General features: G+C 63.7%; 9 protein-coding genes and 2 pseudogenes. 3 read left to right on the top strand and 8 right to left on the bottom strand.

Features of this window, described 5'->3' with window-relative positions; genetic code table 11:
- The 5 genes and pseudogenes from ACH2CW_RS02640 to ACH2CW_RS02660 all read right to left on the bottom strand — a co-directional run.
- Positions 1-310: pseudogene (locus tag ACH2CW_RS02640) on the bottom strand (C4-dicarboxylate ABC transporter substrate-binding protein); the annotation flags it as partial.
- A 77-nt stretch (positions 311-387) separates the two neighbouring features.
- Positions 388-1,410 carry a D-erythronate dehydrogenase gene (denD, locus tag ACH2CW_RS02645; RefSeq protein ID WP_395055299.1) on the bottom strand — a complete coding sequence of 341 codons (1,023 nt, stop codon included), beginning with the start codon at positions 1,408-1,410 and terminating at the stop codon, positions 388-390.
- Between the two features lie 61 nt (positions 1,411-1,471).
- Positions 1,472-2,767 (bottom strand): hypothetical protein, encoded by a 1,296-nt coding sequence (locus ACH2CW_RS02650; protein ID WP_395055300.1) that lies wholly within the window; start codon positions 2,765-2,767, stop codon positions 1,472-1,474.
- A complete protein-coding gene (locus ACH2CW_RS02655) occupies positions 2,764-4,071 on the bottom strand; it encodes a TAXI family TRAP transporter solute-binding subunit (RefSeq protein ID WP_395055301.1) in 1,308 nt (435 codons plus the stop codon). Before ACH2CW_RS02655 ends, ACH2CW_RS02650 begins: the two co-directional genes overlap by 4 nt.
- 101 nt (positions 4,072-4,172) lie before the next feature.
- Positions 4,173-5,858, bottom strand: coding sequence for an electron transfer flavoprotein-ubiquinone oxidoreductase (locus ACH2CW_RS02660; protein WP_395055302.1), 1,686 nt, complete (start codon positions 5,856-5,858; stop codon positions 4,173-4,175).
- 122 nt (positions 5,859-5,980) lie between these two features.
- Here ACH2CW_RS02660 and ACH2CW_RS02665 point away from each other — a divergent pair, with 122 nt between their 5' ends.
- Positions 5,981-6,763 (top strand): SDR family oxidoreductase, encoded by a 783-nt coding sequence (locus ACH2CW_RS02665; RefSeq protein ID WP_395055303.1) that lies wholly within the window; start codon positions 5,981-5,983, stop codon positions 6,761-6,763.
- Positions 6,764-6,782: 19 nt separating this feature from the next.
- Complete coding sequence (locus tag ACH2CW_RS02670) at positions 6,783-7,202, top strand: acyl-CoA thioesterase (protein WP_395055304.1); 420 nt, start codon at positions 6,783-6,785, stop codon at positions 7,200-7,202.
- Positions 7,203-7,439: 237 nt separating this feature from the next.
- Here ACH2CW_RS02670 and ACH2CW_RS02675 read toward each other — a convergent pair whose 3' ends face one another.
- The 3 genes from ACH2CW_RS02675 to ACH2CW_RS02685 form a co-directional block, all read right to left on the bottom strand.
- A complete protein-coding gene (locus ACH2CW_RS02675) occupies positions 7,440-8,015 on the bottom strand; it encodes a peroxidase-related enzyme (protein ID WP_395055305.1) in 576 nt (191 codons plus the stop codon).
- A 123-nt stretch (positions 8,016-8,138) separates the two neighbouring features.
- Complete coding sequence (locus ACH2CW_RS02680; RefSeq protein WP_395055306.1) at positions 8,139-9,575, bottom strand: efflux transporter outer membrane subunit; 1,437 nt, start codon at positions 9,573-9,575, stop codon at positions 8,139-8,141.
- Positions 9,576-9,582: 7 nt separating this feature from the next.
- The gene (locus ACH2CW_RS02685; RefSeq protein WP_395055307.1) at positions 9,583-12,828 is read right to left on the bottom strand and encodes an efflux RND transporter permease subunit; all 3,246 of its coding nucleotides are present in this window, start codon (positions 12,826-12,828) and stop codon (positions 9,583-9,585) included.
- Between the two features lie 432 nt (positions 12,829-13,260).
- On the opposite strand from ACH2CW_RS02685, the pseudogene ACH2CW_RS02690 reads away from it, so the two are divergent.
- Positions 13,261-13,512 (top strand): annotated as a pseudogene (locus ACH2CW_RS02690) (hypothetical protein); the annotation flags it as partial.

Genomic DNA, 13,512 nt, shown 5'->3' on the forward strand with positions numbered 1-13,512 from the left:
TCTCGGGCACAAAGTTCGGGACCGGACCGGTCGACGAGAAGGCCAGCTCCTGCGTGCCGAGCTGGGCCGCTTCAATCGACTCGCGCTCGCCGCCCAGAGAGCCGCTGTAGAAGGTCTGGATCTTGTAGCGTCCACCCGTGCGTTTTTCCACTTCACGCGCAAAGGTGTCGATAGCCACACCCTGGTGCGAGTTCTGAGCCGTCGAGATGCTGATCTTCATCGTGGTTTGGGCCGCAGCGCCGGCCACCAAGCCCAATGCCAACGTCATGCCCAGAGCCAGCCTGGAAAGTGCGGGTTTGAAATAAGTCATCAATGTCTCCTCGGATTAAATGGCGAAAACGGGATTAAGAGAGGTGAGTCAGAAAGTTGTCATACAACTTGCAATTCTCACCGCACGGCTTGCTTCACCGCATAGGGGTTTTCGCTGAGGTAGGCGCGAATGATGTCGTCGAAATTTTGCTCTGGCAGCAAGCCCAGGCGGGCCGCCCGTGCGGCGTCGATGTGGGCCGGCCAGCTGGTCACGATGTTGGCGATCACGGGATCGGGCTGCCAGTCAATCAGCGCAGCGACGTCCTTGCCGGCCACGCGAGCCAGCGCTGCGGCCATCTCGCCGGCGGTGGTTTTGAGCGCCGGCAGGTTGATGGCGGTGCGCGCGCCCCAGTCTGCATCGCTGGCCACGGCGGCGCGAATCAGGCCGTCTATGGTGTGGCCGGGCGAGGACAGCGCCACCGGCGTTTCCGGCGAGACCGGGCAGACAGCGCGCACGCCGGCCAGCGGTTCACGGATCATGCCGCTGAGAAAACTTGACGCCGCGCCGTTGGGCTTGCCGGGGCGCACGCTGACGGTCATCAGCCGCACATTTCGGCCCCGCACAAACCCTTTGCGCGCATAGTCGGCCACCAGTTGTTCGCCGATGAATTTCTGGATGCCATAGCTGTTTTGCGGCGTCGGCAGGGTGGTGTCGGTGATCACGGCGGGAAGAGGCTGCTCGGGCGAATTGCCGAACACGGCCAGCGAGCTGGCAAAAACCAGGGTGGGTGAGGTCTTGAGCGCGCGGCAGGCTTGCAGCAGCGCGCGGGTGGCGTCCAGGTTGCTGCGCATGCCGAGGTCGAAGTCGGCCTCGCACTCGCCGCTGACCGCAGCCGCGAGATGAAAAATCAGCGATGTTTCTTCGGTCACCACGGGTGCTGCCGTGTTGTCCGGCGCCAGCAAGGCGTTCAGGTCGCCTTCCATGGCGTGCACCCGGCTGTCGGCCAGCAAGTCTGCGGGCGGCGCGGCGCGGTCCACCAGCGTGATGCGGGTGATGGTCTGCGCTGCACTGCCGGCCAGCGACAGCGTTTTGTGTTGAAGCAGTTCACGGGCCAGGCGCACGCCCAAAAATCCGGCGCCGCCGGTGATGACGATGTTCATGAGTGTGGGGCTTTCAGTAGGCGTTGTGGGCCAGCGATGTGCTGGCTGCAAGGTCACCAGTCTAGCGCGCCCTGAGCGTGAGCAGTCTTTCCCTGGCGGCGGCCAGGTGCTCGCGCAAGGTGTACCAGCGCTCGGAAAACTCGGCCGGCAGGTCCAGTTGTGTGACCTGTTTTTCGATGTTGTCGAGCTGGGCCAGCAGTCGGCGCAATGACATCGGATCGTCGGTGACGGTTTTTTCGATATCGGTTTCAAGAAACTTCAGTTCACCGTAGAAATTCTGCATCGCCGCGCTGATGCGCCAGTCGAACAACCGGGGAATCCAGGCCAGCAGAAAGCCGCTGAGCAGCAACACGGGAAGCACCGCATACAGCAGCAGCTCGGCCCATTGCGCCAGCCGGTAAGGCAGCAGCGACTCCAGCCACGGCCGGCTGCCCAGGCTCAGCGCGCGTGCATGCGGGGACAGCGGAAAGTCGCTGCCGCGAAAGCCTGGAAATTGCCCGTGACGCTGCAAAAAACTGGGGAACTGGTGAATGTCGACGGCGGCTTCAATCAGCGCACGCTGCAGCGCCGGGTGCATGTCCGGCCGCACCAGCAGATGGGTTTGCATGCCCATCAGGATCAGGTCGCGTGGCGGGACATCGCCGCGCAGTTCGATGGCGCCCTGCGGCAACAGGATGGACTGCAAACGCGGCTCCTGTGCCGACAGGGCGCCGGCGCGCTCGGTTCCGAGCAAATGAACAAGGTTGCTCTGGTTCAGCAACCGGATGGCTTGGGCATCTTCGCCGGCGGCTTCGAAAAACAGGTCGATTTTTCCGTCCAGCAGGGTGTTGGCCGCGTCCAGGCCAGCGCTGTTGACAAAAGTCACCTCGCCTTCACGCACGCCGGCATGGGCCAACAGCGTCCGGGCGGCGCTCCGTGATGACGAGTCGACGGGCCTGGCGGCCAGCTTCAGCCCCCTGGCCTGCGACAAGGATGCCAGCCCCGGCAGGTGCGTGAAAATCCAAACCGGTTCGCGTCCGATCACGGCCAGGGCCTGTACATCGTTGCTGCTGCCCGCATAGATGCCATGTGCAAAACCAATGTCTGCGTTGTCGCCGGTCCGCAGGCGCTCCAGCGAGCCTTTTTGCGTGTCTGAGTAAACAATCTCGACGCCGAGCCCGAGTTGCTCCAGGTGTTCGGCATAGCGTTGGGCCAGTTGGGCATAGCTGCCTTGCTGGGAGCCGGCGGCGATCAGGACCCTGCTTGGCGGCAGCGCCTTCCACGAGGTGGCCGACCACCACAGCGCGGCCAGTGCCAGCAACATCAGCGGCAGGTAAAACAGCGCCCAGCGCCGGCGATAGAGCAGCAGCAGTTTCATCGCCCGCGCATCCGGTAAAGCCGCTGGCGCACAAACTCGATGTGTTGGTGCAAGGTGTAGCAGCGGGCGATCAGGTCTCTGGGGGTGGCGAAAGCCAGCAGGGTGTTGTCAATGCTGTTCAGACGCAGCAGGAATTTGCTGAGATCCAGCCCGGTCAGATCGGGTTGCGACAGATCGTTCTCAATAAACTTCAGCTCGCCATACCAGCGGTTGACCCGGCTCTCAAGCACCCAGCGCAGGTAAGCGGGGATCAAGCGCATCAGGCAGGCCGCCAGCAAGACCAGAGGCAGGCAAATCAGCAAAATGCGGCTGGTGAGCTGCGCCCACCAGAAGGGCAGCACCTGTTCCAGCCAGGGCAAGCCGTGGGCCAGTGTCTCCCTCGCATGGGCAGAGGTCGGAAAGTCGATGCGCCGCAGCGAGGGGAAGTCGCCGGGACGGTGAAACAGGCCGCCGCCCGCGTGCACCTCGATGGCAACCGCGATGGCGAGCCGCTGCAGCGCGGGATGCAGGCCTTCACGTGCCACCAGACTGGTCGAGGTGGTCAGCAGGGTGCTGTCGCGCGGCGGCAGCCGGGTGTCCAGCGTTCCCTGTGCCAGCAGGCGAGACTCCAGATAGGGGTTGCGTTCGGTGATGGCGGCCGATTTCCTGAGATTGGCAATCTGGATGCCCGGCACGCTCAGCATGTTTTGCAACGCGGCAGATTCGGGCGCCACCACCATCAGCACGGCGTCAACCGTCCCTTGCCGCATGGCCTGCACCGACGCATTGCCGCTCAGCGGCAACAGGGTGAGTTCGTTTTTACCGATGCGCGCCTGCTCCAGCAACTTGAGCGCAACCTTGCGGTGGCCACTGCCTTCGGGGCCGATGGCCAGGCGCATGCCCTGCAACTGGGTCAGCGAATCAATTTCACGGTTCTTGGAGAACAGCCAGACCGGCTCGACATCGACGTTCGCCAGGGTCAACACACGGCTTCGGTCACGGCCCTCGAAGGAGGCCCCGAGGTAGCCGAAGCCGCCCTGCATCAGGGCCAGATCGGCGGGTGTATCCGCCTGCCGCAGGCGCTTGAGGTTTTCTTCAGAACCCGCCGAGCTCAGGATCTCCAGCGTGACGCCGTGTTGCGCCAGTTTGTCGGCGTAGCGCTGGGCGTGCAGGTGGTAGGCGCCGTCGGTTTGCGCCGTGGTGATGCTCAGCCGCGTGGGCGGCATGGGCCAGACACAGACCCACAGGTAAACCGCGACGGCGATTGCGGCCAGAACAAGCGGCAAGCGAATCAGCAGCCACTTGCGTTGATAAAGCTTTGCCATGCGCACAGGGGGGCTTCCTGTTGAGTCTGGCTCTTTTATATCCCAAAGCCGTGTCTTGAGGATGACAACGGGCTACAAACCAGAGTAAACCCCTGTGCGGCTTACATGCCGCTGTAGTTGGGCCCGCCGCCCCCTTCAGGGGTGACCCAGACGATGTTTTGCGTCGGGTCCTTGATGTCGCAGGTCTTGCAGTGCACGCAGTTCTGCGCATTGATCTGCAGGCGGTCACTGTTGTCCGGGTTCTTCACGTACTCGTACACGCCAGCCGGGCAATAACGGGATTCCGGCCCGGCGTAGGTGGCCAGGTTGATGTTGACCGGCACGCTGGCGTCTTTGAGCGTCAAGTGCGCCGGTTGCTGCTCTTCGTGGTTGGTGTTGGAGACGAACACCGAACTGAGGCGGTCGAAGGTGATTTTGTTGTCGGGCTTGGGATAGATGATCTGCGGGCATTCTGCTGCCGGTTTGAGCATGGCGTGGTCGGCCGCGGTGCGGCGCAAGGTCCAGGGTGGGTTGCGGATGCCCAGCTTGGGCAGCAGCCATTGCTCGATGCCGGTCATGAAGGAGCCGAGGTAGACCCCTTTCTTGAACCACTGCTTGAAGTTGCGCGACTGGTTGAGTTCGGCAAACAACCAGCTTTTTGCAAAAGCTTCCGGATAGGCCGTGAGTTCGTCGTGCTGGCGACCGGCTGTCACGGCGTCGTAGGCGGCCTCGGCGGCCAGCATGCCGGTCTTGATCGCTGCATGGCTGCCCTTGATGCGCGCCGCATTGAGGTAACCGGCTTCACAGCCGATCAGCGCGCCGCCGGGGAACACGGTCTTGGGCAAGCTGACGAGACCGCCGGCCGTGATGGCGCGGGCGCCGTAGCTGATGCGTTTGCCGCCTTCCAGGTAGGCCTTGATGCTGGGGTGGGTCTTCCAGCGCTGCATTTCCTCAAACGGGCTGAGCCAGGGGTTGGTGTAGTCCAGGCCGACCACCAGGCCCAGCGTGACCTTGTTGTCTTCCAGGTGGTACATGAAGCCACCACCGTAGGTCTTGCTGTCCATCGGCCATCCCGCGGTGTGAACCACCAGGCCGGGCTTGTGTTTGGCCGGGTCGATTTCCCAGAGTTCCTTCACGCCCAGGGCATAGGCCTGCGGGTCCTTGCCGTCGTTGAGCGTGAACTGCGCCATGAGCTGGCGGCCCAGGTGGCCGCGTGCGCCTTCCGCAAAGATCGTGTATTTGCCGTGTAACTCCATACCGAGCTGGAAGTGGTCGCTGGGTTGGCCGTCCTTGCCCACACCGAGGTTGCCGGTGGCCACACCCTTGACCGAACCGTCCTCGTTGTAGAGCACTTCAGCCGCTGCAAAACCCGGGAAAATTTCCACGCCGAGATTTTCGGCCTGTTGTGCCATCCAGCGCACCACATTGCCCAGGCTGATGACGTAGTTGCCTTCGTTGTGGAAACACTCTGGCACCAGAAAGCCCGGCGTTTTGGTGGCGCCGGTTTCGCTGAGAAACAGCACCTCGTCGGCGGTGACGGCCTGGTTCAGGGGTGCACCCAGTTCTTTCCAGTTCGGGATCAGTTCGGTCAGCGCCCTGGGGTCCATCACCGCGCCGCTGAGGATGTGTGCGCCCGGTTCCGAGCCTTTTTCGAGCACCACCACCGACAGCTCCGTGCCTTTTTCGGCAGCGAGCTGTTTCAGGCGGATGGCAGTGGCCAGGCCGCCGGGGCCGCCACCGACCACGACCACGTCGTATTCCATGGCTTCACGGGGGCCGAACTGGGCCAGGATGTCTTGGTTGGTCATGTGGGGCTCGCTGATAATGAATTGCGGAACGTGCCGGCTGTGCTCGCCGTACAGCACCTGATTTTATTCTGCTAATGTCAGCAGCAGGAAAGACGCTGATCTCTAATCAACAGGAGTTTGCCATGGCTTACAGCATGGATTTGTCGGGACGGGTTGCACTGGTGACAGGCGCTTCGGGCGGGCTGGGCGCCCAATTTGCCAAAACCCTGAGCCGCGCGGGCGCGGCGGTGGTGCTGGCAAGCCGGCGCATGGACAAGCTGAAAGACCTGCGTGCGCAGATCGAGGCCGAGGGCGGTGATGCACATGTGGTGATGCTTGACGTGACGGACACGGCCAGCATCCGGGCCGCCGTGGCGCATGCCGAGACCGAGGTTGGACCCATCGATATCCTGGTCAACAACTCTGGCGTTAGTACCACTCAGCGTATCCAGGATGTGGGCGAGGAAGACTACGACTTCATCTTCAATACCAACGTCAAAGGTGCTTTTTTTGTCGGCCAGGAGGTCGGTAAACGCATGCTGGCCCGCGCACGCGGCACGGCGCCGGGCGCATTTTCCGGCGGGCGCATCATCAACATCGCCTCGATGGCCGGCTTGCGTGTGTTGCCGCAGATCGGCGTGTACTGCATGAGCAAGGCCGCGGTGGTGCAAATGACCAAGGCGATGGCGCTGGAGTGGGGCAAGTTCGGCATCAACGTCAATGCCATCTGCCCTGGTTATATCGACACCGAGATCAACCACCACCACTGGGAGACCGAGCAGGGCAAAAAGCTGGTGCAGATGTTGCCGCGCAAACGCATTGGCAAGCCCGAGGATCTGGACGCTCTGCTGGTGATGCTGGCCAGCGGCCAGAGCCACTTTATCAATGGCGCCGTGATTGCCGCCGATGATGGCTTCGGCATTTGAAGCCGCGAACGAACGACCCATGAAAATCGAGATACCCGAGCGCAAGAAACTGGTCTTTGAGAAGAACATGCCGATCCGCTGGGGCGACATGGACGCGATGGGCCACGTCAACAACACCAGCTACTTCCGCTACCTGGAAACGGTGCGCATCGACTGGATGTATTCCATCGGTTGCGTGCCGGACCCCAAAGGCGAGGGCCCGGTCATCGTCAACGCCTTCTGCAATTTCTACAAACAGCTCGAATACCCTGGCGACATCCTGATCCGCATGTATGCCAGCGACCCCGGCCGCACGACGTTCGAAACCTGGGGCACGATGGAACGTGTCGATCAGCCCGGTGTGATTTGCGCTGCTGGCGGTGCCACCACCATCTGGGTGGACTTTCCAAGCCAGAAGGCGGCCAATTTGCCCGACTGGATGCGGGCCATCGTCACTTGAGGAAGCGCTGAACAAGCCCCCTGCGGCGCGCGATCATCCGGACTTGGGCGGGCTGCTGCGTTGAATGCCTTGCCAATAGCCGGCTATTGGCTGCGCCATCCGTCTTGCATCCCATCCCAATCCGGTTGCCGCGCATCCGCAAGGACTTATTCAGCGCTTCCATAGGCATCAAATCGGCCTACAGCCCGCGACGGGCGGTGGCAGCAAGCTATCAAATAAATAGCGGATAACGCAGGCTTACTTCTGTTTGGGTACGCGGCCCATCAGGTAAAACTCCGGGTTGGGCATCATGCTGGAGAAGCTGGCGATGCGGTTGGACAGGCCGAAAAATGCGGTGATTGCTGCGATGTCCCAGATGTCCTCGTCGTTGAAGCCGTGCGCCTGCAAGCCGGCAAAGTCGGCTTCTTCGACCTCGTGCGAGCGCTCGCAGACCTTCATCGCAAAGTCCAGCATGGCGCGCTGGCGCGGCGTGATGTCGGCCTTGCGGTAGTTGACCGCCACCTGGTCGGCCACCAGTGGCTTTTTCTCGTAAATCCTCAGCAGCGCGCCGTGGGCCACCACGCAGTACAGGCACTGATTGGCGGCGCTGGTGGTGGTGACAATCATCTCGCGGTCGCCTTTGCTAAGGCTTGATTCTTCCCGGAGCATCAATGCGTCGTGATACGCGAAGAAGGCCCGCCACTCGGCCGGGCGACGCGCCAATGCCAGAAACACGTTGGGCACAAAGCCGGCTTTCTCCTGGACCTCCAGGACCTTGGCCTTGATGTCGTCAGGCAGGGTGTTGAGGTCGGGCAGCGGGTAACGGATGCTCATGCGGTGTCTCCATGGGATATGGATTGATCATACGTTCGGACAGCGCGGCAAAGACATCTGATGAAAACCGGCAATCTCACCTCCGTCCGGTAACGACGGCCAGCGTTCAGTCCGGCCCCGGTGTCAGGGCTGCTGCGCGGCCTGCCAACCCCCACCCAGGGACTGAATCAGCGCCACGGCGGTGGTCTGGCGATCTGCCATGGCCTGCACCAGGGCGCGGCGGGCATTCAGGGCCGTGGCCTGGGCGGTGATCACTTCGGTGAAGCCGACCTGGCCGGCGCGGTAACGGTTGAGCACCTGCTGCTCCACCTGGTCGGCCGCTTCCGAGGCCTGGCGGCGCAGCGCCTGCTGTACCTGCAGGACGCGGGTGGCGGCGAGCTGGTCTTCCACGTCCTGAAAGGCCACCAGCACGGTCTGGCGGTAACGCGCCACCGACTGATCGTAGGACGCGGTGGCGCCATCGACGCGTGCACGGGTGCTGCCTGCGTCAAAAACAAGTTGTGCGGCGGACAGGCCCAGCGACCAGAGCAGGCTGGGCGCGGAGAACAGGTCGGCAACGCGGCTGGCGCCGGTGCCGGCCGACGCACTCAGCGAGATGTTCGGGTAATAAGCGCTTTTGGCGATGCCGATCTGTTCGTTGGCCGTGGCCACGCGGCGTTCTGCGGCCGCGATGTCGGGCCGGCGCTGCAGCAGGGTCGACGGCACACCGACGGGAATGTCGGGCACGGACGGCTTCCAGGCCACGGGGGGCAGCGAGAAGTTGCCCGGTGCCTCGCCCACCAGCACCGCAATCGCGTGCTCGAGCTGGGCGCGCTGGCGCACCAGGCCGGCGTTGTCGGCCTGGGCGTTGGCCAGTTGGGTCTGAGCCTGCAGCACATCGGTTTTGGCGACGATGCCGGCGGTGTAGCGGTTTTGGGTGATCTCGACCGAACGCTGAAAACCCTGCAGCGTGCTTTCGAGCAAAACCTTTTGCGCGTCGGTCTGGCGCAGCGCAAAGTAATTGGCGGCGAGTTCGCCCTGGGCCGACAGTTTGGCCGAGGCCAGGTCGGCGGCGCTGGCCTGGGCGCCGGCCGAAGCGCCATCGACTGCGCGGCCGAGCCGGCCCCAGACATCGGGCTCCCAGCTGCCGCCTATGCTGAGCTGGTAGTTGTTGCCGACGCGGCCGGTGGCGCCGGTGCTGGTGTTGCCGGCGCTGCGGGCGCGTGAGGCGCCGCTGTTGAGCGAGACCAGTGGAAACAGCGAGGCGCGCTGCTCACGCACCAGCGCGCGCGCCTGGGCGTAAGCCGCAACGGCCACCGCCACATTCTGGTTGGAGACTTCGACGCGTGCCGCCAGTTCGTTGAGCACCGGGTCGCCGAAAAGCGTCCACCAGGGGCCGCGGTCCAGCATGTCGGCCGGCGCCGCGCTGACCCAGTCGCCAGCTTCCTTGAAGGCGGCGACTTCGGCGCTGGCCGGCCGCTGGTAGTCGGGTCCAACCGCGCAACCGGCGGTCAGCAGAGCCAGCATCAGCGGAGCGAGCAGGTGGCGTCGGAAGTGCGAGGGCAGGTGTGGCGTGGTCATAGGGGTGTCATTGCAGTTGCAGCGGTGCGTGGGGCGGCGACGCGCTGGTGTCATCAGTTTGGCGGCTGAGATGGTGTTCGGACGTGCCGCGGCGGCGCAGCTTGTCCATCAGCACGTACACCACCGGCGTGGTCAGCAAGGTCAGCAACTGACTGGCGATCAGCCCGCCAATGATGGAGATGCCCAGCGGCCGGCGCAGCTCGGCGCCTTCGCCGAAACCGATGGCCAGTGGCAGCGCGCCCAGGATGGCGGCCAGCGTGGTCATCAGGATGGGGCGGAAGCGCAGCAGGCAGGCCTCGCGCACCGCATCGACCGCCGAGAGCCCGCGCGAGCGCTCGGCCTCGATCGCAAAGTCAATGATCATGATGGCATTTTTCTTGACGATGCCGATCAGCAAAAACACGCCGATCAGCGCGATGATGGAGAACTCCATCTTGAACATCAACAGCGCCAGTACCGCGCCAACACCGGCCGAGGGCAGGGTGGACAGCACGGTGATCGGGTGGATCAGGCTTTCATAAAGAATGCCAAGCACGATGTAAATCACAATCAGCGCCGCAAGAATCAGCAGCGGCTGCTCCTGCTGCGACTGCTGCGCGCTCAGCGCAGTGCCGGAAAAACTGCCGCGCACGTTGTTGGGCAGGCGGATTTCGGCTTCCGCCTTTTTCACCGAATCCTGCGCGTCGCTGAGCGGCACACCTTCAGCGAGATTGAAAGACACCGTGGTCGAGAGTTCACCGTCTTCGTGGCTGATCGACGCGGCGGTGGCGTTTTCGCTGAACTTCGCAATCGCCGACAGCGGCACCATGGTGGTCAGCGAAGAACTCAGGGCCTGACCCGACGACGGGTCGCGCAGTGCCGGGTTCACCACGGTCGTGACAGCGCCCGGCACGGCGCTGGCGAGCGTGCTGCCGCTTCCGCCCTTGGCGGGAACATAAATGTCCTTGAACGACTCCGGGCTCTGAATGTAGCGCGGCGCCACACCCATGATCACCTTGTACTGGTTCAGGTCGGCGTAGATTGTCGCGACCTGGCGCTGGCCGAAGCCGTTGTAAAGCGCGTTGTCCACGTCACGCGAGCTGATGCCCAGCCGCGCGGCGCTGTCCTTGTCCACCGTGACCATGGTCTCCACGCCGTTTTCCTGCTGGTCGGTGTCGACGTCGGTCAGTTCGGGTTGCAGCTTCATCTGCTCGGCCAGGCGCGTGGCCCAGAGCTTGAGGTCCGCGCTGCTGTCGCTCTTGAGCGTGTACTGGTAGGTGGAATTGCTGGAGCGCCCGCCGCCGCGCAGGTCCTGCACCGGGCTCAGGAAGATGCTGATGCCGGTGATCTGCGCCAGTTGTGGCCGCAGGCGCGCAATCACCGCCTGGCCCTTGTCGGTCCGTTGTCCCACCGGCTTGAGGTTGATGAACATGAAACCGCCGCCGGCGCGCGACCCGCCGGTGAAACCGACCACGGTATCAACGGCCGGATCGGCGCGGATGATGTCGACGATGGCCTTGAGCTTGGTCTGCATGGCCTGGAAGGAAATGCTGCGGTCGGCGCGTATGCCGCCGCTGATCTGGCCGGTGTCCTGCTGGGGGAAGTACCCCTTGGGAATCGCGATGAACAGGTAGACATTGAGCGCAATCACCGCCACCAGGCTCAGCATCACAATGCCGCGGCTGGCCAGCGCCCAGTCCAGGCTGATCTCATAACCACGGTGCACGCGCTTGAAGGCGTTCTCGAACCAGCTTGCCAGGCGGCCCTGCGGCTTGTCCTGCGACTGCGGCTTGAGCAGCCAGGCACACATCATCGGCGTGGTGGTCAGCGAGATCACCAGCGAGATCAGCACCGCCGCCGACAGCGTGACAGCAAACTCGCGGAACAGCCGGCCGACCTGGCCGCCCATGAACAGCAGCGGGATGAACACCGCCACCAGCGACAGGCTGATCGAGAGCACGGTAAAACCGACCTCGCGCGCACCCAGCAGCGCGGCCTTGAAGCGGTCCATGCCGGCCTCGATGTGACGGCTGGTGTTTTCCAATACCACGATGGCGTCGTCCACCACAAAGCCGGTGGCGACGGTGAGCGCCATCAGGCTCAGATTGTTCAGGCTGAAGCCCAGAAAGTACATCACGCCGAACGTGCCGAGCAAGGACACCACGGTGGCCACGGCGGGGATGACGGTGGCGCGTGCACTGCGCAAGAACGCGCTGACCACCAGCACCACCAGCACAATCGAGATCAGCAAGGTGATCTCGATCTCATGCAACGAGGCGCGTATCGAGTTGGTGCGGTCAGATGCAACCTGCAAGACCACGTCCTGCGGTAACTGCGCCTGCAGCTCGGGCAGCAGCGCGCGCACGCCGTCAACCGTGGCAATCACGTTGGCGTCGGGCTGGCGCGTGACCAGCACAATCACGGCCCGTTCGCCATTGAACAGGCCCAGGGTGTTGATGTTTTCCACACCGTCGACGACCTCCGCCACGTCGCGCAGGCGGATGGCTGCGTTGTTGCGCCAGGCCACGATCAGGTCGCGGTAGTCGGCTGCCTTGCGACCGCCGCTGGCGGTATCGGCACCTGAATAGATCTGCAGGCGCTGGCCATTGCCCTCGATCGCACCCTTGGGCCGGTTCGCATTGGAAGCCTGCAGCGCGGCGCGCACGTCCTCGGCGCTGACGCCGTAGCGGTTCAGCGCAAACGGCAGCAAATCCACCCGCACGGCGGGCAGCGAGCCGCCGCCGAGTTCGACGTCGCCGACGCCCGGTACCTGCGCAATTTTCTGCTGCACCAGGTTGGAAACCTCGTCATAGATCTGGCCCGGCGAGCGGGTCTTCGAGGTCAGCGCCAGGATGATGACCGGCGCCGCGGCCGGGTTGGCCTTGCGGTAGGTCGGGTTGCTGCGCAACGTGGCCGGCAGGTCGGCGCGCGAGGCATTGATGGCAGCCTGCACCTCACGCGCCGCCGCGTCGATCCTGCGGTTCAGGTCGAACTGCAGGTTGATGCGGGTCGAGCCGTTGCTGCTGTTGGACGTCATTTCGTTGACCCCTGCGATGGTGCCAAGCCGCCGCTCCAGCGGTGTCGCCACACTGCTGGCCATGGTGGACGGGCTCGCCCCCGGCAGCGAGGCGCTGACCGAGATCACCGGAAAATCGACCTGCGGCAGAGGCGAGACTGGCAACACGAAAAACGCGCCTATGCCGGACAGCGCCAGGCCTATGGTCAGCAGCACCGTGGCTACCGGGCGGCGGACGAAGGGTTCGGAGAGGTTCACTTGCCGGCTCCTCTTGCCGCCGGCAGGGCGTTTGCGCTGTTCACCAGTTGCAGTAGTGATGCCTGCGACCGTTGGCCGGCGGGTGTCCTCTGAACCGTTCGGACTGAGCCTGTCGGGGTTGTCTTTGTCTCTACCGCTTGTGGTGTGCCAGCAAGCCGGGGGTTGCCCGGCGGCAACTCACTTTTCTTTTGCGTCGCCAAAAGAAAAGTAAGCAAAAGAAAAGGCGACCCTGCTGTCTGCGTCCCTCCGCTTCGCTGCGGGCAACCTGCGGTGCTCGGTCCAGCCGGGGCCGAGCTCGAACTCGCCTTCGGCTCAGACAATCGCTCGTCCTGATCCGTCTGGCCCTGTGCTCCTCGGCGCATACAGAAGGGTGGTGGGAGCGAATTCGGGTTCGGGTTCGGGTTCGCAATCGGGCTCCGGCGAGGACGCGCTTTGCGCGTCCTCGCCTCCCCGCATCCGGATTTCTTCCCCCACCCGGCGGGCTGGGCCGTGGAGCGCAGCCGAAAGCGGATCAGGGCGAGCGATTGTCTGAGCGAAGCGAGTTCGAGCTCGACCCCGCTTTCGGCGAGCACCGCAGGTTGCCCGCAGCGAAGCGAAGGGACCCAGACCATCGGGTCGCCTTTTCTTTTGCTTACTTTTCTTTTGGCGACGCAAAAGAAAAGTGAGTTGCCGCCGGGCAACCCC

The organism is Polaromonas sp., assembly GCF_043778355.1.
Classification (GTDB): domain Bacteria; phylum Pseudomonadota; class Gammaproteobacteria; order Burkholderiales; family Burkholderiaceae_C; genus Polaromonas.